Annotated in this window: 27 protein-coding genes; 8 read left to right on the forward strand and 19 right to left on the reverse strand. The window is 63.0% G+C overall.

All coding sequences use genetic code 11. The features are described from left to right. Window positions 1–19: 19 nt before the first annotated feature. The 3 genes from B208_RS0103785 to B208_RS0103795 are packed head-to-tail and all read right to left on the reverse strand — an operon-like array spanning window position 20 to window position 3,812. Window positions 20–772 (reverse strand): metallophosphoesterase, encoded by a 753-nt coding sequence (locus B208_RS0103785; RefSeq protein ID WP_007982617.1) that lies wholly within the window; start codon window positions 770–772, stop codon window positions 20–22. Then, window positions 772–2,544 carry a hypothetical protein gene (locus B208_RS0103790; RefSeq protein WP_007982616.1) on the reverse strand — a complete coding sequence of 591 codons (1,773 nt, stop codon included), beginning with the start codon at window positions 2,542–2,544 and terminating at the stop codon, window positions 772–774. Before B208_RS0103790 ends, B208_RS0103785 begins: the two co-directional genes overlap by 1 nt. After that, window positions 2,541–3,812 carry a Single-stranded DNA binding protein gene (locus B208_RS0103795; RefSeq protein ID WP_007982615.1) on the reverse strand — a complete coding sequence of 424 codons (1,272 nt, stop codon included), beginning with the start codon at window positions 3,810–3,812 and terminating at the stop codon, window positions 2,541–2,543. The genes B208_RS0103790 and B208_RS0103795 overlap by 4 nt, the downstream gene beginning before the upstream one ends. 362 nt (window positions 3,813–4,174) lie before the next feature. Here B208_RS0103795 and B208_RS0103800 point away from each other — a divergent pair, with 362 nt between their 5' ends. Continuing rightward, window positions 4,175–4,807 (forward strand): 2,5-diamino-6-(ribosylamino)-4(3H)-pyrimidinone 5'-phosphate reductase, encoded by a 633-nt coding sequence (locus B208_RS0103800; RefSeq protein ID WP_007982614.1) that lies wholly within the window; start codon window positions 4,175–4,177, stop codon window positions 4,805–4,807. A gap of 42 nt (window positions 4,808–4,849) precedes the next feature. Here B208_RS0103800 and asd read toward each other — a convergent pair whose 3' ends face one another. Then, window positions 4,850–5,884, reverse strand: a complete 1,035-nt coding sequence (gene asd, locus B208_RS0103805; RefSeq protein ID WP_007982613.1) for an aspartate-semialdehyde dehydrogenase — start codon at window positions 5,882–5,884, stop codon at window positions 4,850–4,852. 105 nt (window positions 5,885–5,989) lie between these two features. Here asd and B208_RS24160 point away from each other — a divergent pair, with 105 nt between their 5' ends. Next, the gene (locus B208_RS24160; RefSeq protein WP_007982612.1) at window positions 5,990–6,148 is read left to right on the forward strand and encodes a hypothetical protein; all 159 of its coding nucleotides are present in this window, start codon (window positions 5,990–5,992) and stop codon (window positions 6,146–6,148) included. A gap of 67 nt (window positions 6,149–6,215) precedes the next feature. On the opposite strand, the gene B208_RS22905 is transcribed toward B208_RS24160, so the two are convergent. The 5 genes from B208_RS22905 to B208_RS0103835 all read right to left on the reverse strand — a co-directional run bounded on the left by B208_RS22905 (window position 6,216) and on the right by B208_RS0103835 (window position 9,003). Continuing rightward, window positions 6,216–6,392: a 30S ribosomal protein S17e gene (locus B208_RS22905; protein WP_007982611.1), complete on the reverse strand. Its 177-nt coding sequence runs from the start codon at window positions 6,390–6,392 to the stop codon at window positions 6,216–6,218. Between the two features lie 56 nt (window positions 6,393–6,448). Then, entirely contained in the window at window positions 6,449–6,727 is a 279-nt protein-coding gene (locus tag B208_RS0103820) for an acylphosphatase (protein WP_007982610.1), read from the reverse strand. Between the two features lie 73 nt (window positions 6,728–6,800). Further along, window positions 6,801–6,977, reverse strand: a complete 177-nt coding sequence (locus B208_RS24165; protein WP_007982609.1) for a hypothetical protein — start codon at window positions 6,975–6,977, stop codon at window positions 6,801–6,803. A gap of 66 nt (window positions 6,978–7,043) precedes the next feature. Beyond that, window positions 7,044–7,925, reverse strand: a complete 882-nt coding sequence (locus B208_RS0103830) for a DNA-3-methyladenine glycosylase family protein (protein WP_007982608.1) — start codon at window positions 7,923–7,925, stop codon at window positions 7,044–7,046. A 40-nt stretch (window positions 7,926–7,965) separates the two neighbouring features. Continuing rightward, the gene (locus B208_RS0103835; RefSeq protein WP_007982606.1) at window positions 7,966–9,003 is read right to left on the reverse strand and encodes a dipeptidase; all 1,038 of its coding nucleotides are present in this window, start codon (window positions 9,001–9,003) and stop codon (window positions 7,966–7,968) included. Window positions 9,004–9,108: 105 nt separating this feature from the next. On the opposite strand from B208_RS0103835, the gene B208_RS0103840 reads away from it, so the two are divergent. Together B208_RS0103840 and B208_RS0103845 are read left to right on the forward strand one after the other, a co-directional pair. Beyond that, entirely contained in the window at window positions 9,109–9,552 is a 444-nt protein-coding gene (locus tag B208_RS0103840; protein WP_007982605.1) for a DUF555 domain-containing protein, read from the forward strand. Window positions 9,553–9,714: 162 nt separating this feature from the next. Next, window positions 9,715–9,924: a ribbon-helix-helix domain-containing protein gene (locus B208_RS0103845; protein ID WP_007982604.1), complete on the forward strand. Its 210-nt coding sequence runs from the start codon at window positions 9,715–9,717 to the stop codon at window positions 9,922–9,924. Here B208_RS0103845 and B208_RS0103850 read toward each other — a convergent pair. Then, window positions 9,916–10,326, reverse strand: coding sequence for a hypothetical protein (locus B208_RS0103850; RefSeq protein WP_007982603.1), 411 nt, complete (start codon window positions 10,324–10,326; stop codon window positions 9,916–9,918). The two genes, B208_RS0103845 and B208_RS0103850, sit on opposite strands and share 9 nt — an antisense overlap. 175 nt (window positions 10,327–10,501) lie before the next feature. On the opposite strand from B208_RS0103850, the gene B208_RS24890 reads away from it, so the two are divergent. Then, window positions 10,502–10,636, forward strand: a complete 135-nt coding sequence (locus tag B208_RS24890; protein WP_018128707.1) for a DUF7503 family protein — start codon at window positions 10,502–10,504, stop codon at window positions 10,634–10,636. Window positions 10,637–10,684: 48 nt separating this feature from the next. On the opposite strand, the gene B208_RS0103860 is transcribed toward B208_RS24890, so the two are convergent. The 5 genes from B208_RS0103860 to B208_RS0103880 form a co-directional block, all read right to left on the reverse strand. Continuing rightward, window positions 10,685–12,742, reverse strand: coding sequence for a hypothetical protein (locus B208_RS0103860; protein ID WP_007982601.1), 2,058 nt, complete (start codon window positions 12,740–12,742; stop codon window positions 10,685–10,687). 109 nt (window positions 12,743–12,851) lie between these two features. Next, window positions 12,852–13,526: a hypothetical protein gene (locus B208_RS0103865; protein WP_007982600.1), complete on the reverse strand. Its 675-nt coding sequence runs from the start codon at window positions 13,524–13,526 to the stop codon at window positions 12,852–12,854. Between the two features lie 68 nt (window positions 13,527–13,594). Next, window positions 13,595–14,386 carry a helix-turn-helix transcriptional regulator gene (locus B208_RS0103870; RefSeq protein ID WP_007982599.1) on the reverse strand — a complete coding sequence of 264 codons (792 nt, stop codon included), beginning with the start codon at window positions 14,384–14,386 and terminating at the stop codon, window positions 13,595–13,597. Between the two features lie 235 nt (window positions 14,387–14,621). Continuing rightward, a complete protein-coding gene (locus tag B208_RS0103875; RefSeq protein ID WP_007982598.1) occupies window positions 14,622–14,912 on the reverse strand; it encodes a DUF5779 family protein in 291 nt (96 codons plus the stop codon). Between the two features lie 47 nt (window positions 14,913–14,959). After that, window positions 14,960–15,412, reverse strand: a complete 453-nt coding sequence (locus B208_RS0103880; RefSeq protein WP_026177724.1) for a ferritin-like domain-containing protein — start codon at window positions 15,410–15,412, stop codon at window positions 14,960–14,962. A 299-nt stretch (window positions 15,413–15,711) separates the two neighbouring features. On the opposite strand from B208_RS0103880, the gene B208_RS24170 reads away from it, so the two are divergent. Further along, a complete protein-coding gene (locus B208_RS24170) occupies window positions 15,712–15,867 on the forward strand; it encodes a hypothetical protein (protein ID WP_007982594.1) in 156 nt (51 codons plus the stop codon). A 94-nt stretch (window positions 15,868–15,961) separates the two neighbouring features. Here B208_RS24170 and B208_RS23725 read toward each other — a convergent pair whose 3' ends face one another. Beyond that, window positions 15,962–16,195 carry a DUF7563 family protein gene (locus tag B208_RS23725; RefSeq protein ID WP_049805629.1) on the reverse strand — a complete coding sequence of 78 codons (234 nt, stop codon included), beginning with the start codon at window positions 16,193–16,195 and terminating at the stop codon, window positions 15,962–15,964. A gap of 225 nt (window positions 16,196–16,420) precedes the next feature. On the opposite strand from B208_RS23725, the gene B208_RS24175 reads away from it, so the two are divergent. Then, window positions 16,421–16,576: a DUF7557 family protein gene (locus tag B208_RS24175; protein ID WP_007982592.1), complete on the forward strand. Its 156-nt coding sequence runs from the start codon at window positions 16,421–16,423 to the stop codon at window positions 16,574–16,576. A gap of 6 nt (window positions 16,577–16,582) precedes the next feature. On the opposite strand, the gene B208_RS0103900 is transcribed toward B208_RS24175, so the two are convergent. The 3 genes from B208_RS0103900 to B208_RS0103910 all read right to left on the reverse strand — a co-directional run bounded on the left by B208_RS0103900 (window position 16,583) and on the right by B208_RS0103910 (window position 18,106). Continuing rightward, a complete protein-coding gene (locus B208_RS0103900) occupies window positions 16,583–17,176 on the reverse strand; it encodes a protein sorting system archaetidylserine decarboxylase (RefSeq protein WP_007982591.1) in 594 nt (197 codons plus the stop codon). Next, a complete protein-coding gene (locus tag B208_RS0103905; RefSeq protein WP_018128708.1) occupies window positions 17,176–17,625 on the reverse strand; it encodes a DUF5799 family protein in 450 nt (149 codons plus the stop codon). The genes B208_RS0103900 and B208_RS0103905 overlap by 1 nt, the downstream gene beginning before the upstream one ends. Before the next feature lie 205 nt (window positions 17,626–17,830). Beyond that, window positions 17,831–18,106: a ribonuclease P protein component 4 gene (locus B208_RS0103910; RefSeq protein WP_018128709.1), complete on the reverse strand. Its 276-nt coding sequence runs from the start codon at window positions 18,104–18,106 to the stop codon at window positions 17,831–17,833. A gap of 165 nt (window positions 18,107–18,271) precedes the next feature. Between B208_RS0103910 and B208_RS0103915 the strand changes: the two genes are divergently transcribed. Next, on the forward strand, window positions 18,272–19,318 hold the full coding sequence (locus tag B208_RS0103915) for a glycosyltransferase family 4 protein (protein ID WP_007982588.1): 1,047 nt from the start codon (window positions 18,272–18,274) through the stop codon (window positions 19,316–19,318). Window positions 19,319–19,320: the final 2 nt, after the last annotated feature.

Genomic DNA, 19,320 nt, shown 5'->3' on the forward strand with positions numbered 1-19,320 from the left:
TGAAAACACGCACGGCCGTTCAAATCGCGTCGTACCGACCCAACCGCGCGCCGTCCAGCAGGTACGCCTCTCCGTCGGAAAGCCCGCCGGGCAGAAACGGCGCGAGGAATCCCTGCTCCGCGACGTTGACCCACGTCCCGCCCGTCAGGTCGTTGAACGCGGGGAAGACTATCAGCTCGCCGCCGCTCGCCACCTCCGTCGCTTCTTCGTCACCGTACTGCTCCTCGAACGCGCTCGGATTCAGCTCGCCGCGCAACCAGACGCGCTCGATTCGACTGCCGCCGACGGAATCCTCCAACCGCACGCACGGGTGTTCGTGACCGACGCACACCACGTCCGCGGAAAGCACGTCCCTGCTCGGCCACGTGTGCCCGTGCACGAATCCCACGTCGCCGAGGCGGATTCCGTCGCCCGGCGTCACCGAGCAGTCGATCCACGATTCGATGTCGCCGTCGTGATTCCCCTTCACCAGCGTCACCGGGCGGTCGATGGATTCGAGGAGCACCTCGATTTCGCCGCGTTCGGCACCGCCCGGTCCGGCGATGGAGTGCATGAGGTCACCGAGAACGATCACCCGGTTCGGGTCGGTGCGTTCGACCAGCGATACCATCCGCTTCCGGCGCTCTCCCGCTCGGCTGTCGAGGTTGATGCCCTGCTCGTATCGGAGGCCGTCCTCGATTCCGGCGTGGTAGTCCGCCACGACGAGCGCCCGCTCGTCGCCGAGCGTCGCGGTTGCGGCGGGTTCGCCGGGGACCGGTTCGACCAGCGCCATCAGATGGGCTTCAGGGTCTCCTCGCCGGATTCGTAACACCGTCCGGCCATCAGCGCGTCTTGGAGCGCGTCATCGACGTCTGCGGGCGTCACGTCGTAGGAATCGACCACGCTGGCGAGCAGGCGCTCGCGCTCCACGCCGTCGCCGTCGTTCATTCCCCGCATGACTTCCATCACCGTGTTTTCGAGATTCTCGGGAACCGGCTTGTCGCCGTCGTCCCCGCCCGCCGCTTCGGGTTCCGGTTCCATCGCCGATTCGGTCCCGCTTTCCTCGCTCGGCGTCGGTTCCGGTTCGGTGGCTTCCGTCTGCTCCGGTTGCGCCGCGTCGGCGTCCGGGCCGGTCGCTTCGGCCGGTTCGGCGGCGGTGTCGGATTCGAGGTCCGCCTCCGATTCCGTCGCCATCTCCTGGGCCGGTTCCGGCGTCTCGATGTCGGCCTCGCCGGGTTCGCCGACCTCCGCGCCGGTGGTGAACTCGGTACCGAACTCCTCTTCTATCTGCTCGCGCTCGCCCTCGTCGAACTCGTACATCTCGCCGCTGACGTCCTCGCCCATCGGTTGGTCGAAGTCGCCGGGACCGTCCTCCTCGTCCGACGGTCCGGCGTCGAAATCGCCGAGGTCGTCCGCGGACTCGTCGGAGTCGCTCACGGTGGTCTCGTCCGACGGGTTCGCGTCGAACTCCTCCACACCGGTTTCGCCGGCGGGTTCCGATTCGACCGGTTCGTCGGTCTCCGCGGGTTCGCGGGCCTCTGCCGGAGGCGTCTCCGGTTCAGCGTCGGTGTCGGGAACCGTCGTTTCCGCGGCCGGTTCGTCCGCCGGTTCGGATTCCGTCTCGAACGTCGATTCGGATTCTTCCGATTCCGGTTCCGTCGGTTCGGCGTCGGTCAGGTCGGCGTCGGTCGGTTCCGCGCCGCTCGATTCGAACGCCGCCGGTTCCGTCTCCGGTTCGGCTCCCGAGTCCGAGCCGACTTCCGCGTCGAACTCGGCCGACGTTTCGGGTTCGGTGGCCGGGGATTCCATTTCGCTCGTCCCGGTTTCGACCGCCGCGGTGTCGAGCGAGACGTCCACGTCGAGCGTCGCGTCGCCGGGTTCGTCCGGTGACGCGTCGAGCGTCCCAACTTCGTCACGTTCGCCCGCGACGACTCGCGTAGCGTCGAGCGCGACGTCCTGCAGTTCCGCGAGGTACGGCGTGTTCGTTCGGTAGTGGTCGAGCGCCAGCGGCACACCGGCCGCCAGTCCCGTGTCCACGTCGGCGGCTTCGAGCGCCCGTCGAAGCTCCTCGCCGTACTGGCCGGAGTCGAGCGCACCCGCGGCCGTTTCGATGCGCGAAAGAGTCTGTTCCGCGGTTTGGACCACCCACCGGTCGCGCGTTTCGGCGTCCACCGCGTTCATGCTCTCGGGTCGAATCGAGGTGTACACGAGGTCCGAATCCTCGGGCTGGAAGGTCCGCGCCTTGCCCGTCACCGCGACGAACATCGGCGGGTCGGCGCGTTCGAGGAACGCGAGCGCGTCCGGCTGGTACTGCCCGGCGTAGACGACGAAGCCGCCCGTCGGGTCCACGATGCGGGCGCGGAGCACGTCGTCGCCGACCTGCTCGATTTCGGTCAGCACGCCGACGACGAACAGGCGGTTGATGCGTGCACCCGTCGGCGTGACGACGTAGTTCGGGGCGCGCTCCTCGTCGCTGTCCGAGTGTTCGAGCGAGGCGTCGTCGTACTCGGCCGCGAAGATTCGCCACGCGACTTCCCGACGACCGACGCCGCCCTGCGAACTCATGCGTCCACCTCCGTGAGGAGGGCCTTGGCACGGTCGACCGGGTCGTCGTCCGTCTCGGCGAACTCGCTCGCTTCGAGGTTCGCACCGTAGTCGTCCACCGACAGGTTACCGCGGACGCGGTACTCGTGGCCGACGATTTTCTCGCGGATGGTGTCCGCGACGACTTCCTGGTCCATCGCGTCGCGCGCCTGCTGACGGGCCTTGTCGAGGCCGCCGCCGTACACCTCGGCGGTAAGTTCGTCGTCCAAAATCGCGGTGACGGTGCCCGTCCCGTCGTCCACGATGGCCTTCACGCGCAAGTCGTCTTGTCCATCGACTTGGCCGTGGCTTCGGCACTGGCCTTTCTGCACGACGCGGCCGCACTCGGGACAGCGCTGGATGAGTCCCGACCCGTCGCGGACCGCGACGATGTTACCGAGGACTTCCACGTCGAACGCGCCGCCGGTTTCGACCGCCTCGCGGACGGACATGCGCGTCGCGCTGTCGTTCACGTCCACGTCGCGCGCGAGGGGTCCGACCGTCGTGAACTCCGAGAAGTTGATGGACGGCACGCCGCGGAACTCGCGGACGTACACGTTGTCCACGCGAAGCGCCGCGCCTTCCGTCACTTCGTCGCGCGCCTCCCAGTCGGTGAACGGCAAGCGAGCGGACTCGTCGGCGACCACGCCGCTTTTTATCTCCGTCTCGCCGTCCCGTCCGTCGATGACCTTGTTCTCGACTTCGAGGACGGTCACTTCCAGCGCGACGCCGCGGTCCCCCGGCGTCACCTCGGCCAGCGTCGCGTCGCCGCCGACCTCGTACGGCACGTCGAGGTCGGTCTCCTCGCGCGCGACGTTGGTGCTGTCCCCGAGGTTGAGTTCCGGTTTGCCCTCCCACTCGCGGACCCCGGCGTTGCCCGCGGTGATGACCTGCCCCGCATCGAGGTTGAAGTCGTTCCACGCGGTGTAGGAAATCTTCCCCGTCTCGTCGGCGAGTTCGCCCTCGAAGATGGTCTGTTCGTTGCCCTGATAGCGAATCGAGCGCTTGCCCACCGTGAGCACCTTCGCGGTGATGGTGACGTTGCCCATGTCGGTCGTCACGTCGGCGATGTCGGCGGTGGAGGGAGCAGAACTGCTACCACCGCCGTCGCCGTACTTCCGGCGAAGGCTCTGTTTGGCTTCGTCTATCGGGACGCTGTACTCGATGAGGTTCTGCAGGTCTGCTTTGACCTCCTCTTTGTCAACACCGAGGTCGGAGGCGAGCGCCTCGGCATGGTCGTCTACGTTCATCACTCGAAGTTGGAACGGGATGGATTAAAAGTGTTCGTCGTCGCTAGATGTGAGAGCGGGGAGTGGGTCGGGGAATTGGATCGGAACTCACACCAGCGACGTGAACTGAATCGACGTTTTCGTATGCACCACCGAGCGATAACCAGCTCGAATGTTCTCGTTCACCGCGAATTGTGGTTGGTGCTACTGTGATTGCAACTACCGAGCAACGATGAAGACCGCAACCGCCCCGCCACTGCGCCACGACCCTCCCCAACCGACTCCTTCACTTCGTTCAGGAACCAAATTCTCCCAGAGAAAGCGAACATCCTCGCTCCCGTGACACCGAAAGGGGTTTTCACCGCCGAAGCGTACCCCGGAACATGCACGTGGTCGTCAACGCCGCGATGAGCGCCGACGGAAAACTCTCCTCTCGCCAGCGCGAGCAGGTCGCCATCAGCGGCGCGGACGACTTCGACCGGGTGGACGACCTGCGGGTCGAAAGCGACGCCATCGTGGTCGGCGTCGGCACCGTCCTCGCGGACGACCCGTCCCTGACCGCCGACGAGGGGGTCAATCCGGTCCGCGTCGTCGCGGATTCGAAAGCCCGAACGCCGCTCGACGCGCGGGTGTTGGACGACAGGGCGGACACGCTCGTCTTCGTCGCCGAGAGCGCGCCGAACCGGAACGTCCGGGCGCTCCGCGAGGCGGGGGCGGACGTCGTGGTCGCCGGAAACGGCCGCGTCGCGCTCGGGCAGGCCTTCTCGGAACTCGAATCGCGGGGGACCAAACGGGTGATGGTCGAGGGCGGCGGCGAACTCATCTTCTCGCTGTTCGACGGCGGACTGGTGGACGAACTCCGCCTCTACGTCGGGTCGGTGGTCATCGGCGGCCGCGACGCGCCGACCCTCGCGGACGGCGACGGCTTCGTCGAACGGAGATCGTTCCCGGACCTCGACCTCGATTCGGTCGAGCGCGTGGACGACGGCGTTTTGCTCCGCTATCTGGTCTCCTAACCGCCGAAAAAACGACCCGCGATCGCTTCTATACCCTTCCTTCTATACCCAGCCGTCTTCGACGAGGAGTTCGCCGTTCAGCACGCTGGCACCGGCGGCCCCGCGAATCGTGTTGTGTGCGAGGCAGTTGTACTGGATTCCGGCGGGCGTCTCCTGCACGCCGCCGACGGCAATTTGCATACCGTCGCCGATGGTGCGGTCGAGGCGGGGTTGCGGGCGGTCCGGGTCCTCGAACACCTCGATGAGCGGGTCGGGCGCGCTCGGCAGGTCGAGGGTAGTCGCCTCCGCGAAGGCCGCTTCGGCGCTCGCCTTCGTGATTTCCTCGGCGGTTTCGGCCCACACGTTTTCGAGGTGGCCGTCGAGCGTCGGGACGCGGTTGCAGGAGGCCGCCACGTCCACGTCGTGTTGGACGATTTCGCTCCCGTCGAACGAGCCGAGGAGCTTCTTCGGTTCGGTCACCATCTTGTCCTCCTCGCCGCCGATGTGGGGTATCACGTTGTCGATGATTTCCATCGACGTTACGCCGTCGTAGCCCGCGCCGGAGACGGCCTGCAGGGTCGAGACGTGTACGCGCTCCAACCCGAAGTTGTCGAGGGCGGCGAGCGTCGGGACCATGGTGATGGTCGAGCAGTTCGGGTTCTTCACGAGCGCGCCGTCCCATCCGCGCTCGTCGCGCTGGACTTCGATGAGGTTCAGGTGGTCCGCGTTGACCTCGGGGATGACGAGCGGAACGTCGTCGGCCATCCGGCTGTTCGAGGAGTTCGAGGAGACGACGTAGCCCGCCTCGGTGAACTTCGGTTCGACGTCCGCGGCGACCCCGGAGGGAAGCGAGGAAAAGAGGAGGTCTACATCGTCCGGTACGTCACTCGGGTCGGTCGCGCGTACTTCGATGTCACCGACGTACTCCGGAATCGGAGAGTCGATGCGCCACTTCGCCGCTTCGCGGTAGGCCTTACCGGCGCTCGCGTCGCTCGCGGTTATCGTCGTCAGTTCGAACTCGGGATGCCCGTCGAGCAGTTGAATGAATCGCTGTCCGACCGCACCGGTTCCACCCAGAATACCAACGTTGACACTCATGTGCGAACCGATAGCAGGAGTGTGCAAGTAGCTTTCGACGGTGTCGGTGTTTGCCGTGAGGCGGGCGGGGAAGACTCATATATCGAGTGACACCTCAAGAGTCGTATGGATTGGGAGTTCGTCACCTGTGAGGAGTGTGGGCAGCCGTATTCCGTCCGCGTTCGTGAGGACGGCACGTACGTCCTCCCGACCGATACGGGCGAGTGCGAGCGGTGTGGCTGTACCGAGTTCTCGCAGGTGACTGGAGTGGCCGGTGACGATTGAAACAGCTCGACGTGGTATTCGTTATCGATGAAAAGCGAGCCCGAAGCGAGCCCGAAATGAAGGAGAGTTATTCTTTCTTGCGCGTGACGTAGCCAGCGATTCGGTTGCGGACGCCCTTCGAACCGATGTTGGTCAGCTGTTCGACGCTGTCCTTGTTCTGGTCGAAGTCCTTCGTAAACGCGCTCGGGTATCGTTCCAACAGGATGTTCCCTGTCTTTTTCACGTAGTCGGGTTTGATTGCCATACCGAACTGTTTCCGACAGCGGGCCTTAAAAGCATTCGTTCGCGTTCGCCGGGGCGCTACCGCCGAATCCGGAATCCGTCCTCGCCCTCGGGTGACGCGTAGGTAACCGTCACGTCGTCCACGTCAGCGGCGGGACTGCCCGTGTGACACCACTCGACCATCTCCTCGACTTCCGACTCGGGTCCCTCGAAGACGGCTTCGACGCGCCCGTCGGAGAGGTTCTGCACCCAGCCGTCGAGTCCCTTCCCCTGTGCGGTGTCGCGGGTGTTCGCCCGGTAGTAGACGCCCTGTACCGTCCCCGAGACGAACACGTGTGCGCGGGTTCGGTCTGCCATACCGGACGTTCGAATCCGAGCCACAAAACGGTCGGGGCCATTCGACGTTCGAATCGACGATTCTCGGAGCGGGTCACTCCTCGGACGGCAGTCGCTCGTAGGCGAGGTGTTTGACCGCCGTTCGTATCTCCTCCTTCGTGAGGTCGAGTTCTTGATAAACGAACGACCTGAGTGCGAAATACGCGCCGGTGCCCGAAACCGCCACGCCGAGGAGAAACGCGAGAAAGAAGCCGAACAAGTCTGTTGCCATGATACCACTCTCCCCGCCCCGACGAAATAGTTTTCCACTGAACTGTTCCGCGGCGATATAATCGGCTCAACTCCGCAAGTAGTGAAACACGTACGTTTGGGCGTATCCGGCGTACTCGCCACCGAATTGCTCTCGAATCGCCCGCGAGGTGTCCCGGTACGACCCCCGGTCACAGTGCGGGTAGTGCTCCTCGATGGCGCTCTGAATCCACGTGTCGAGCGGCACGGCTTCCAAATAGCCGAGCGCGAACAGGAGCACGCAGTCGGCCACCTTGTCGCCGACGCCCACGAACGCCTGCATGGCGTCGCGGGCGTCCTCGTAGGGCAACCCCCGCACGTCTTCCGCGGTCACTTCGCCGGACGCGAGCAGTTCGGCCGACTTCCTGACGTACGGTGCTCGGTAGCCCAGTTTCAACGCCCGGAGGTCCGATTCGTCGGCCGCGGCCAACTGCGTCGGCGTCGGGAACTCGTGGTACGTCTTCCCGTCGAACTCGACGCTCTCCCCGAACCGGCGAGCCAGCGCGGTCTGCATGTCGTAGATGCGACGCACGCGCATCTGGGCCGAGCAGATGAACGAGACCAGACACGGAAAGAACGGGTCGCGGACGATTCGCATCCCGCGATACTCGTCGTAGGCGGTTTCGACCAGCGAGTCCTCGGGCGTCGCGTCGAGTATCGCGTCCAAATCGTCGTCCAGTCGGAGGAGCGAAACGAGGAGTGACTCGGCGTCGGTCGTCGATTCCCACTCCAACAGGCCGTCCCGCTGGCGGGCGCGGACGACCTCGCAGTCCGTGACGGCGTAGTACCACGCGGACCCGCCGTAGGCGTGCGTCGTCTCGTACATCCGACCGTCCTCGCGCCGCCAGAGGTAACTCTGGCCGCTCTCGACGGTCGATTGCAGGTCGAACCCACCCGGGAGGTCCTCGACGGGTATCGAACCGGTTTCCATCGGCCGGGTGTCGGCATCGAAGGCAAGCAACTCTTTCGATTCACCACGTCTCGGCCAGCACGCGTCGCCAGTTTTCGTGGGCCACCTTCGCAACGTCGTCCTCGCTGAACCCGCGTTCCCGAAGCGCCGCCAGCACGTCGGGGAGTCCGGTCACGTCGCCCACGTCGTCCGGTATCCGCGCGCCGTCGAAATCCGACCCGAGCACGACGTGGGAACTCCCGGCGCGGTCGGCGACGTACTCGATGTGGTCCACGAGGTCGGCCATGGTCGCGGTCGCCTCGGGGTTCGGTTCGTCGGACAGGACGGTCTCCAGAAAGCCGATACCGACGACACCGTTCGAGTCGGCCACGGCGTCTATCTGTTCGTCGGTCAGATTCCGGGAGTGGGGCGAGAGAGCGTGTGCGCCGGTGTGCGATGCGACGAGCGGTGCACCGATCGTCTCGGCGACGTCCCAGAATCCCGCTTCGGTCAGGTGTGCACAGTCGATGACGATGCCGCGCTCCTCACAGGCGCGAACGAGGTCGCGGCCCGCGTCAGTCAATCCGCCGCCGACGTCGGGACTGCTCGGGTATTTCGTGGGGACGCCCGCACCGAAGGCGTTGGGGCGACTCCACACCGGACCGATGGAACGGACGCCCGCGGCGTAGAGGAAGTCGAGGTTCGCGCAGTCCGGTGCGACGCCTTCCGCACCTTCGATGTGTGCCACCGCGCCGAGGTCGCCGGATTCGAGGCAGGCGTCGAAGTCGTCGAGGGAGCGGACGACGCGGAAGTCCTCTATCTCCGCGGCGAGGCGGTGGAGCAGTTCGAGCATTCGGTAGGTGGTCGCTCGCGCGTCGTCGTGGTCCAGCGCGTCCGGGACGCGGAACTCGTAGCCGTCGTCCGTCCATCGGAGTTCGTGGTCGTCGCCCCCCGAAACGAACGTGGCGAAGAAGCCGACGCCGAGTCCCGCTTCGCGGGCGCGCGGGCGGTCGATGTGCATCTCCTCGGTGCCTCGCGTGAACGTCGCCACGGGGTCGTCGATTCCGTGCAATCGGAGGAGCGTATCGTTGTGGCCGTCCACGACCGGTGGGAAACTCATTGCTACTGGTGTGTACGAAACGGACATAAGTGCTGGTGTGACCTGTCATGACGCCTGAAAAGGGCGAAAATTCATACTCCTGGCTGTGCAATTACCGTTGGGATTATGAACTGTAGAGTTGTCGTCGAAGCCGCGATACCGGTATACGACGTGAAAACGCCGGACGAGGCGGTGCGCATCGCCATCTCGAAGACCGGCGAGATGCTCAATCCCGACCTGAACTACGTCGAAATAAACATGGGGTCACGAACGTCGCCGTCCGGGGAGGAACTCCCACCAGCGTTCATCGCCGCCGACGAGGCGCTCGTCGCCTTGGAGCTCGAAATGACGGTGTTCAACGTCGAGCGAGAGGAACACGCCTCGCGCATCGCTCGTAAGGAGATCGGCCAGCGGTTGGAGAACATCCCGCTCGCCGTGCTCGACGTCGAGATACTCGAAGAGGACGAGGACGAGGACGCCGAAACCGACGCCGAGGCAGACACCGACGACGCGGACGAGGAGGACGATTCGGACGACGTTCTGCCCGAGTTCGAGGACCTCATCGACTGAACCGGTATCCGGGGGTCGCTGTGACGCGCTGTTCGACCGCGGCGACGAGAGATATGTCGGTCGCTGTCAGTGGACGTCGCAAACCGCTTGTTTGTCGTGAACGATGCCGCTCGGGAGCGGCGGGACACAAACGATAACCGATGGGACGACCAACCGGGAGATATGACCGAATACACGACGGTTTCCATTCCGAAGGACCTCGCCGACCGCGTTGACGAGACGATAGAGGGGACGAGTTTTTCGAGTACGAGCGACCTCGTTCGGTTCCTGCTCCGCAGCATCGTCATTCAGCACCAGCGACAGGGCCGCCTGACGGAATCCGAGTTCAGCGAAATCACGGACCAACTGCGCGAGCTGGGGTATCTAGAGTAGTTCGACGGGCGGTTCCGCGTCGACGATAACGAGTTTCCGTTTTCTGCCGCTCCGGTCGAACGCCGCCACCATCTCCGCGGTCCACGGCGGAACCGCGACCAACACCACCTCGTGTAAGTCGTCCGTCTGCGTGACTTCGAGGTGGCCTTGCGGGTGGGAGATAAACCTGCCCTGTGTCTGGCGGGCGGGAATCGAGAGGTCCATACCGAAGACGGCCGCGACCGACCCGCCCGTGTTCGGGGGATAAAAATGGGTGAACACCGGTGTCTCCGCTTCGAGATGGTCCGCGCCGTCCAACTCCTCGGCCGGGGTGATGGCCAGCGGGACGGTCAATTTTTCCGGCTCGGCGTCCGCGGCAAGTTCGAGGAGTGCGTCTCTCAATCCACGGGTGAGGAAGACCACGGTGGGCCATTCGTGTCGTATCGAGATAACAGCGTCGCCCAACGACAGCCGGAAGTGATAATTTAATAACGATTTCCTTCTTACAATCTAGTGATAATATAATACCGACAGTTCTTGGATATTTTTCATTATAATAATAGAAAATTTAATATACTATCGGATATGTCGTATGGGTATGGAAGAAAACGAACTGACCACGTATCTGGCGGAGAACCCCCGTATGATCGGCGTACTGTTCGCTATCGTACTCATCCTTTCACAGGCCGGGAGTGCGGCAGGTGCCGTGTTGGGCGGTTCGACTGGAACGTAAATCCGATTCTATTGATCGTTTTGTAGTAGCGTGTGGGCGAGTGAGACTCTACCCGAGCGTATCCACATCGAGGGAATAGCTCCACGTAAACCGTCCATCGAGTCGGACCGGGACATCCTCCAAAGCGAGAAGTCGAGTGAGGGTGTCCTTATCCATTGTGAGCGTACTAAGAGACCCCGATGCCAGATATGATCGGTTCGTCTCGTCCAGACGTAAATTGACGAAGGCACCGATTCCCCCCTCGTTGGAAAGATACGTGATGGGTGTTACCTCGAACCTCTCTCCGTTCACCTCGATATCGAAAAGAACGGCCGCGATACTCTCAGTCTGAACGACGTTGATGCTCCCGTCTCCGACGACGGTGTACTGACCGCCGATGATGCTCCTGTCGCGGGCGATGTCCAACGCCGCCCAGAGCGGGAACCCACGGTTCAACAACCGTGCCATCGTCTTGCCGACGCGAACCGCGCCGCTGTTTATGACGTCGTTCAGAGTGACGACGCCGCCGATGGCTCCTGCCTCGATGAGCGCCATTCCCTGTTCGAACGACCGGCAAGCGTTGAGGAGGAACGCTTCGACGCCGATGTCGTCGAGTTCGGCTGCGTCCAACATCCCGTCACGACAGTTGAAACCTCCCTCGTCGATGTGACCGATGTAGTGGAGAAACTGCGTCTCGGATTCGAGGACGGAACGCAGTTCGGCGACGCTCAAATCGTGTTCGACGCTCACGTCGAACGGAAGGGTTCGTCCCGATCCGTACACTTCGTCCGCGAGGTTCCGTTCCTCGTCCATCTCGCGGTCGTTGCAGACGACGGTGATGGCTATCTCTCTGTCCGTGGTCGTGCGTTCGAGTCGGTTGTGAAACGCGTTTATGGTCGCTTTGCTCGCGCCGACCGGCGCGTCGTCGCCGACCCACACCTGTTCGAGCGAGTCGGTCTGCTCCGGTTCGACGAACGTACGCGGGTTCGACGTCGTTTCCGACGTGCTTCTGGTATTCCCCCGAACGAACTGTTCGACCGCCGGTACCTGTATCGCCGACGCGGACACTTCCGTCGCTCGCGGCGTTCGAATGGCGGCGAGGTCGTCCACGAGGAACGGAAGCATCTCGACGTTAGTTGCCGTCGAGGAGACGTGCGTGGTCAACTGCCAATCGGGGACGAGGTCCTCAAGCATCCCGTAGGGAATCGTGAGGTACGTTTCCAAGCGGTCATCCAGCGGGGCGTCGTACAGCGCCGCAAAATCGAGGTCGACCGTCGATTCGAGCGTTCGGCGTTCGTGGAGGTCGATGGGATACAGTCCTTCCGTCCGAGTCACGCAGTCGAGGAGGAACGTCTGTTTCAGCACCCGTTCGACCTCGCTTTCGAAATCCCGAGCGCCGCCGAGCGGGTGTTCGAAGTCGTCCGTGACGATTCGAGGGGAGTTGCCCGGAACGACCGTCGCACCGAGGTAGTACGCGAGCGAGGCGACGGGGAAAATCGATTCGTACGTGGGAGGCACTTCGATGGTCACGCCCGTTTCGGGCGGTTGCAGGGCGTCCGGGACGCGGAGTTCGTCGCCGAGTTCGACGACCGGCGGATGCCCGCGGAGGGTGGGAAACGACCGCTCTGGACTGGTCGTCTTCAACGCCGACCCGAACGTCGATATCGCCGCCATCATGTCCGTCGGGTCGCTCGTCGTCGTCACCGTTCCCGAAGGGCGTCGGTGGGATGACCGCCCACCGACGACGACGGTCGTCCTCGAACCGAACCGGAACGTGATGTCCTCGAACGTCGCACCGATGTCGAGCGATTCCTCGACGTCGAGATACAGTTTGATCGGGGTACAGAGCTCGATGGTGTAGTTTCCCGACGGGAGCGCCTCGTTCGCCATCCCTTCGACGCTCGCCACCATCTCACCGGTCTCGTCGCGGACGTAGACGGCGGCCGGTGTCGGGAGCCGAAGGCCGCCGGTCGAGAGACAGACCGCGCGGTCGACGGGAAAACGAAACGAGTGAGTGTCGGCCGGGACAGGTCGAACCGCGTCGAACGTCTGAAGCGTGCACGTACGTCGTTCGATTTGGTCTCGAATTTCGATTCCGTCCGGACGGGAATCGAACGAAATAGTCACCGGATCACCTCTACAACCAGAGGGGAAAAATTCCGGCGCTCATGGCACATGCGTCGTTCATATCGAGCAAATGCTAAAAAACTATCGGCAATCTGTAATTCTTGTGGTATCACGACGATACAAATCCGCGGACGGTCTTCGCCAGCAACGAGGGGAATCGTCTGCGAGACCCGTCGAGCGCATCCGCGAGGACGACCGTGGCATCGTCGAAGATACCGGGGCCATGTCCGACGAGGACCCGCTCGGGCGTCAACCCGCGGAGTTCGTTCGGCGGTAGGAGTCGAACCATCGGATGGACGCCCAGTCGCTCGCGACCGGTTCGGAAGTAGTCGGCGGTGCCGACGGATTCGGGGACGACGAGCGTTCCGTTCGTCTCGTCGTACAGCGCGGCTTCCTGCCACGCCGGGTTATCGACCAGTCGAAGCACGCGCAGTCCGGTGTCGGCGAGCGTCGTCTCGAACCGTCGGACCGGAACCCCGCTCACGCTCCGTCGGACCCACGTCGGAAGGTACACCGGCACATCGTGTCGCTGTGCGATTTCCTTGGCATCGCGGGTGTGGCGGTCGAGAAGGACGACGACGCCCGCGACCGTTCCGAACTCGGCGAACAGGTCGTCGATGCCCGGCGCATCGACCGGGTCGATAACCCAGACGTCGTCGTCGATGGCGAGCGCGTGGCTCGCTCGCTCCATCGTTTCCTCCGGGTGTGCGAGCCAGCCGACGCCGCCGTCCCAGCGGTCGATTTCCCGATATTCCGTAGGGGACTCGGCTTCTTTCAGTGGCATACTCTCACTAGTCGGTCAACGCGCATAAATCGACGGGGCAACGATTCCGTCCCCCGACGGCGACGGCACTACGTGAGGTCCGTCTCCATCGACTCGACGTACTCGGCGGCGGGTTCCGCGTCGGCCCAGACGGCCTCGAACAGTTCGTTTCCCTTTCGACGTGCGCGGTCGGTCTCGACGACGAACTCGGTCTGCGTATCGTAGGACCCGTCCAGCAGCGGGAGCGAGAGCAACAGGCCGTCGTCGGTCACCGTCAGCGCGAACGAAGTGTCGGCCACGCGAACGTTCAGGTCTTCGTCTACCGTGGCGTCCGTGGTCGCGAGGAGGGAGTGAAGGACGTCCGTCGCCAGTACGAGCCGCGCGTCGCCGTCCCCGTCGAGGAGCGCATCGGAGTATCGCTCGTTGAAAATGGGCGCGATGACGGACGCGGAAGTCGTCGTTTCGAGTCGCCGTTCCACCTCGCGGACGGCCCGCGACGGATGGGTGTCGGTCGCGCGAATGACGGTTCCACCGGTGAGGTCGGCAATACGAAGCAAATCGGAGGAGGGCAACGCGGTGACGTCGTGTCGTTTCCAGTAGTCGATGTCGATTCGAAGTACTCGTTCCGTCTTCCGCTGTTCGCGGACGAGCGCGGATACGACCGAGCCGGTTCCGGTCGGTGCCCACCGTTTGGTGCGTGGCGAGTGAATCAGCCCGCGATTTTCCAATTCCGTGAGGGCGTTGTAGACGGCGGATTCGCTCGCCAAATCCCGGTTCAACAGCGCGCGTGTCGTTTCAGAACCGTCGACGATTGCCTGTAAGACTGCTGTCCGTGCTCCGGACCGGAGAACGTACTCGGTGAGGGACTGTTGGTGCTCCATGGCGGCAGTTCCCTATACACCCATTGGATTCTTTTCACTATCGTTCTTGGGCAACTGACTATCAAATTCCATATCAATTGGAGCAATCTACTCAAAATGCAAATTTCTGGAATCTAGAATGGAATTTTTATATACTGTTGGTGTATTTTTGCCGATTGGGCCACCCTGTGGTCCCCCCTGACGTACATCACGAACGGTGATACCCCACCGTTTCCCTCCGAGGTGCAGGCAGTTCTCAGAGTCTGCTCGTATCGATTTCGATACCGGGTGGCGAGATGATGAGGAACTCCCGAAAGTGCACCAAATTTCCGCCCTGTTTTTTCACCGCCGGTGCGAGGTCGGCCGCGAGCTCGGTGAGGTCGCCGTCGACCGCGAGGACGAGGACGTGTCCGCGTTCGACTGCATCGAGGCGTTCCGCGATAGCCGTGGTCCCGTCGAGGACACCGAGGATGACGCGCTCGTTCTCGTCGAATTCGATCTCCTGTTCGGCCGCCTGTAGGTCCAAGTCGAACCCCGAATCGTTCATGCCGGTACCTCTCATCCCCCCGAGAAAAATCCTTGCCTTGGTTCGGTTCAGTTGTCGTATTCGCGCTTGAATCCGCGGAACTCCGTGCGGTGGGCCTCCTCGTCGGCGAGGATGGTAACACCGAGGTCTTCAGTCACGGGGTCGTCCGCATCTCGCGCCGCTGATATGACGTTTCGATACGTCGAAATGGCATCCTCCTCCGCTTCGAGGACGCCGTCGATAACCGACAGGACGTCGGTGCTGTCTTCCGGCGGTTGCAAGCCTTCCTGCCGCGCCTCGAAATCGTAGGACGCCGGTGGGCGCTCGTCCAACTGTTTGAGCCGTTGGCCGATCATCTCCGCGTGCCCCAACTCCTCCTGGATATCCGTCTCCAGGCTCTCTCGTACCTCTTCCGCGCTCACGCCTTCGAGGACGATGGAGTTCGTCAGGTAGTTCATCACGGTTTCTATCTCGTCGCTGTACGCCTTTCGAAGGAGGTCCGTTACTTCATCGTTCGTCATCATTCGGGAGTACGACACGAACCCTCCTTACGATTGTGGCGAACGAGGGTGGCAACGGTTGCCTCGCACACAACGGTTATATGCCTTGACACACATTAGCACGGTAGCGATGGAACAGTATGTCAAACATTCGCATACGAACGTTGCGGGCGGCGCTGTCGTCGGCACGATTCTCATCGTAGGGGTCTGACCCCTACACATTCACACCATCGAATCCTCGAATCGATACCGAATAGAGCCGACCGTGCAACGTACTGCGAACCACCGAAACCGAGACGAACGACACCAACGACCGATACATGACGGACGAAAACTCGACACGACGACCGACGAACCGAGACCGACCGAAAAAGACGATGGCGGACATCAGCCACACACCGCCCTACGAAGCGCCGGACGCGAACCGCGTGTTCGAACGCGGCGGCGAGCTGCTGACTGACGAACGCCGTCCGTGAGCACCTGAATCGGAAAAAGAGACCGCCTGGTTTTTCTCCCGTCCCCCATTTCCTGTCCGACCCGGTTCCCCGTCCCCCAGCGTCGACGCCGCGCTCAGCGGATCGGTTCTCGGCCGCCGACGAGCTTGGACGTGTCGACGAACTCCGCCCGCGCACCGCCCTTCTTGACTTCGGTCGCCGTCATACATTCGAGGCACCCGAAGACCTCGTTCTCGTTGTTTCCGAACACGCGGGCGAAATCGCGGGTCACGAAGGAACCGCAACTTCGACATCGGTTTTCGGCCACAGTGTCGCTTCCACTGGCAATCTGGCTGTTTGTCGTTGTCATGCTGAACCTCGTCGGTACGACTAACATCAGTGTGGGTACTTTGTTATCCGGTGACTGTCGGGGCGAAACCAACCACTGTCGTCTGGAAAGACAACTCTACGATTCCGGTAACGACCGGTTACTCGGGCGATACGGCGGACTTCTCCGTTCGAGAAGACCGTAACGACGGCGGGAAATTCGGACCGGCCTATGCTTTAATGATTGTCCAAGGGGTAGAGAACATCGATGCCCAAGATAACACTCGACGAGGAGACCGTCTCCCGCCTCGACAGCCTGCGCGTCGAAGACGAATCCTACGACGAGATCATCAACGAACTCATCAACATCTACGAAGCGGAGGAGATGACGCTTTTCCACGGCGGCGATTATTCGAGCGACTGAATCGCGTCAGTCATCGCGCCGAGCGAGAACCGTCTCACCCGCGCGCACGCGCTGACCGTTTCTTACTTCTACGTCCGCCGCGTCGAACGACGCCGGAAGGAGCACGTCCGCTCGACTGCCGAACGCGATGTGGCCCAATCGCTCTCCCCGCGCGAGTTCGTCGCCCGATTCGACGTACGGATGGATTCGCCGGGCGAACGCACCCGCGATAAGCGTCAGATCGCACGTCGAAAGGCCGATGTGGACCTTCTCGTTGTTGTCCGACTCCTTGCTGAACGCGGGACGGTGGGTACCCGGTTCGTGTTCGACCGATTCGACGCGCCCCGACAGCGGCGCGCGGTTGACGTGCACGTCCGTCACGTTCATGAACACGCCGACTCGGACGCGGTTTCCTTCCTCGCGGATCACCGAGACGCGGCCGTCCGCGGGCGAGAGGACGCCGTCCGACGGCGGAGAACGGTCCGGGTCGCGGAAGAAGAGCAGGACGGCACCGCCGAGCGCGAGCGCCGCGAGCGTGGCGAGCGGCGAGAGCAATCCGAGCGGCCCAGCGAGCAGGAACGGCGGCGCGGCGTATCGCCACGCGCCGGGTGCGACCTCCATCACTCCTGAACCGCACTTCTGACGCGCGCCCACTTCCCGGTCGATTCGAGGCGCGTCTGGAGTTCGTCGGCGTACCGTTGTGCCAACCCCTCGGCCGCGGCGAGTCGCTCCTCGTCGACGCCGCTCCCGCCACCGCCGCCCAGTCCGAGCGCGTCCTTGACCGACCCGAAGACGCCCCGTCCTTCCTTCTTGGACGACTTCCCCGTCATGGAGTTCATCTGCGACTGGATGTTCTCCATCTCGGGCATCACCTGTTTCACCTTGCTCGTGTCGGCGACGAGCTTCGCGCGCTCGTCGTCCTCGGGGTGTTCGATGTCGAACTCGACCGCGGTCATCACCAGTCCCCACTCCTGGCGCGAGAATTGGGAGTCGGCGACTTCCTGTGCGAACTCCCTATCGACCGCCATCCTGTCCCCCACTATCATGTCCGTCCACCGTTGTCCGCTCATAGGTGACAGTGATATGGCGCGAGACTTGGTAGTTTCGTCTGCGCGAACGACGAACGGGACGGACCGTCGAGAGGGGACGAGACCCGCCGAAGATGGCGAAAACACGCCGGTAGGGAGTTCCTACGGTCGGTGATTCGGTTCGTAATGGCTGCTTTCCGATGGGAGACGTGTCGAAATCAAAACGGGGAGAACGGCGCTGTGCGGGTCAGTCGTAGGGATAGCGCGCCTGATTGCCACAGTCACACGTAATGACGACGTGGCCGTCCTGCAGTCGGACCCGTGCGTTCTTTCCGGGACGGAGATAGGCGTCACAGGCGTCGCAGGTGAATCGTTTGAACTGCTGTGGGAGCGAAAGGCGGTGTCGCTCGGCGATTCGTCTGGCGAGGCGGACGTACTCCCGCGCTCGGTCGTCGTTACACTCTGCGGTGGCGTCCCGTGCAAGTACTTCGAGACGCTCTATTCGCTCTTGAGCTACTGTCATTCGGAATGGGGGGGTGGGGGGTTTCCGGGGCGAGACAGGACAAGGATAGAAATCGTTCCTGTATTGCCCCATGCGAGTCATGCTCGTATGGGAACAAATACTTTGCGGTCGTTCAATGAGTCCTTTCCGAAAGGAGTAATTGGGCGCTATGCCATTTCCCCCGCAGTGCGCGTACTCAACTACCTCGAACTCGAATCCCGACTGGCCCGGAGCGGCATCGGTACCTCCACGAAGCAACAGCGCAAGGCGTTAGCGGAAACCGACGTGGACGTGATCACGTCGCCGTGGGAGGGGGAAACGCCGGGTCGCGCGCTGCTGTCCGGGGCGGTAGGGGGTCGTTTCTTCGCCGACTTCGACGTGGCACATTGCAACGTCATCGGGCCGGGGTCTGTCGCGGTCGCGCGCCACGCGAAACGGAACGATATCCCGCTCGTCCTCCATTCCCACGTCACGAGCGAGGACTTCGCGGAGAGTTTCCGCGGGTCGAGCCTCGTCGCGCGCCCGCTCGGTCGGTATCTGAAGTGGTTCTACTCGCAGGCCGACCTCGTGCTCTGTCCCAGCGAGTACACGAAATCCGTCCTCGAACGGTATCCCGTGAACGCGCCGATTCACCCAATCTCGAACGGCGTGGACGCAGAATCGCTCGCCGGGTTCGAATCCTTTCGCGATGAGTACCGCGCGCGGTACGATTTGGAGGGCATGGTCGTCTTCGCACTGGGGAACGTCTTCGAGCGCAAGGGTCTCACGACGTTCTGCCGAGTCGCCCAGCAGACGGACTTCGACTTCGCGTGGTTCGGGACGGTGGACGACGGCCCGCACGCCAGTTCGACGGTCAAACGGTGGACGGAGAACCCGCCCGAGAACGTGACGTTCACCGGGTGGGTCGACGACAAGCGCGGCGCGTTCGCGGCGGGCGACGTGTTCTGCTTCCCGGCGAAAGTCGAGAATCAGGGAATCGTCGTCCTCGAAGCAATGGCGTGCGGAAAGGCCGTCGTACTCCGCGACATCCCCGTCTTCGACGAGTTCTTCACGCACGGCGTGGACTGTCTGAAGTGCGAAACGGAGACGGAGTTCCGACGCGCGCTCGAACTGCTCGAACGCGACCCCGAACTTCGGGAGCGATTGGGGGAAAACGCCCGCGAGACGGCGAGCGAACACAGCCTGAAGCGCGTCGGCGAGCGTCTTGTCGAGGAGTATACAAAACTCGTCTGAAG

Origin of the sequence: Haladaptatus paucihalophilus DX253 (genome assembly GCF_000376445.1) — an archaeon.
Lineage (GTDB): Archaea > Halobacteriota > Halobacteria > Halobacteriales > Haladaptataceae > Haladaptatus > Haladaptatus paucihalophilus.